Source organism: Candidatus Micrarchaeota archaeon (genome assembly GCA_028866575.1).
Classification (GTDB): domain Archaea; phylum Micrarchaeota; class Micrarchaeia; order Micrarchaeales; family Micrarchaeaceae; genus UBA12276.
Genome location: JAGWHU010000031.1, coordinates 1 through 2181 on the forward strand (window position 1 = coordinate 1; position 2181 = coordinate 2181).

General features: G+C 55.0%; 4 protein-coding genes. 3 read left to right on the forward strand and 1 reads right to left on the reverse strand.

The window, feature by feature from the left end:
• From KGI06_06175 to KGI06_06185, 3 genes are all read left to right on the forward strand, one after another.
• A partial coding sequence (locus KGI06_06175; GenBank protein MDE1871795.1) for a hypothetical protein occupies window positions 1–516 on the forward strand: 516 nt, incomplete at its 5' end.
• A complete protein-coding gene (locus tag KGI06_06180) occupies window positions 513–884 on the forward strand; it encodes a hypothetical protein (protein MDE1871796.1) in 372 nt (123 codons plus the stop codon). The genes KGI06_06175 and KGI06_06180, both read left to right, overlap by 4 nt.
• A 431-nt stretch (window positions 885–1315) precedes the next feature.
• Complete coding sequence (locus tag KGI06_06185; protein ID MDE1871797.1) at window positions 1316–1864, forward strand: hypothetical protein; 549 nt, start codon at window positions 1316–1318, stop codon at window positions 1862–1864.
• Here KGI06_06185 and KGI06_06190 read toward each other — a convergent pair.
• The coding region (locus tag KGI06_06190) for a hypothetical protein (GenBank protein ID MDE1871798.1) at window positions 1837–2181 on the reverse strand (345 nt) is incomplete at its 5' end. The genes KGI06_06185 and KGI06_06190 overlap by 28 nt on opposite strands.

Sequence of the window (2181 nt, forward strand, 5' to 3'; positions counted from 1 at the left end):
CGCTGGCTTCGCTGGGAGAAGCGATGCGAGATAGTTCTGCGCGAACGCTCGCCGCGGGCTTATCCATGCGGCCAGCCCGACGTGTTGGGCGTGACGGCGGCACGTTACCTGATCGAAATCGAGATCAAGCGCAGCGTGTCGGATTTCCGCGCTGACCGGCTAAAACCAAGCCGAAGCGGCCGCAGGTTGGATAATCCCAATCTGGAATGGCTACTGAAGAAGTTGCCCAAGCAGTTCTACTACCTTATCCCCGCCGAACTACAGGCACGCATCGAGTCGGAAGTTCCACTTTGGGCTGGCCTGATGATCGGCCCGACGGCGCACAACTATTGCCTGACCGTGGTGAAAAAAGCTCCCATCAACCCCTCGTCGCAGCGGCTCACCGTTAAAGAATGCTGCCGCTTGGTCCATGCGGTAACGAATTGGGCTATTAGTGAAGCTGAGCGCCACCATAATGCATATTCTAAATTTACGGAAGGGCGTTGGGAATACCCAGAGCCGGAGTTTGAGATATGATCACCCCATCCCAATACCTCGAACTGGTCCGGCGCACGCAGAAGCCGTCTGCCAGCACAACCATCTGCGGCGTGGAAGGCGGAACGGAGATTGAGAACTTGCATCGGCCAATCGAGGATTGGTGCCGCCATCAACATCCGATTGTGCCTTACTTTTACACGCGGCCCGACAAAGCCAGTGGCGCGATGCCTGGCACTGTAGATTTTGGCCTGCTCTATCGCGGCAAGATTATCCTCGTCGAGTGCAAGACACACGAAGGCAAGGTGTCGCCCGTGCAAGCGATCTGGCATCGACTCGCGGAGTTGCAGGGACACAGGGTACACGTTGTCAGGAGCATGGATGAATTTCACCGGCTGATTGAGAAATGAACGATCTCTACGGACTTTATGACGGCAGTTGGAAGGGCATAGTTGTTGGATAGCGCCCAGCGTCAGCGAAAATCATTCTGTCATGTCTTTAGGTATACCAAAACGAACGTAAGATTACCTCGTAAACGCCACATCGTAGCATGAAATGGATTCCAAACTTCTCTGGCGGTCTTTGCTCATTCTTCGCCACCATGCGAAAAATTGCAGCGCATGGAAAAGAGAACGTCATTCCTCTGTTCGCCGACACGCTTTACGAGAGTCCTGACCTTTACGATTTCAACCGCCGGGCAGAGGACGTGATGGGTATTCAAATCACTCGGATTTGCGAGGGGTTGACGCCTTGGCAGCTTTTCAGGCGCGAGGGGTTGATTGGCAACGACCGCTTTCCAATCTGCTCAACCAAACTCAAACGCGAGCCGCTGAATGCTTGGATGGAGTCGCACTATGAGATGGACCATAGGCAACAACCCCTTTTAGCCGAGCACGCTACCGTCGTTCTTGGATTTGATTTCTCGGAATGGGACCGCGTTGCAGCATTTCAAGCGCAGCACCTGAATTGGACCGTCGAAGCCCCAATGACCGATGAACCGTTATGGGACAAATGCAAGATGCGGAAGGAGGCTGAAAGGCTTGGCTTCAAGGAGCCGGAATTGTATGCACTCGGCTTTCCGCACAACAACTGCGGAGGCGGATGCGTTAAAGCTGGCATCTCTCATTTCGTGCATCTCTACAGGGTTAAGAGGGCGGTGTTTTTGCAGTGGGAAAAGGAGGAGCAGGACACATTGGCCCATTTCGCGTCGAGAGGCGTTAGCAACGGCCACTTCACAATTCTGAAGGACAGGCGAGGCGGCACGGTGAAGCCGCTAAGTTTGCTCGATTTGCGCCTCAGAATTGAGGCTGGCGAAAGATTTCCAAAGAATGATTGGGGCGGATGCGGGTGCGGCGGAGCGGCTCAACCTCTCGTAAACGCCACATCATAGCTCAGCAACCGCCCTCCGATATGTCCGAAGTCCGTGATGGTCTGGCGGCAAAACCCGTGCTCGCGCATCAGGTCCGCAATCGGCTGATGCTGCCCGTTGATGACCTCGACGACAACCAGATCGAACTCGCGCAGCCGCCCGCCGAAGCCTTGTAACGCGGGCAGCGTTGAGGACTCCGCATCGACTTTGAGAATGGCTGGCCTTTCAACTTCGATGTCAAGGGTATCGAACCGGCGCACTTTTATTGGCCCTTCGCCTATGACTAGTTCCGGACAAATACGCGAAGTGTCCATCCACCCGCACCTGCCGCTGACGTT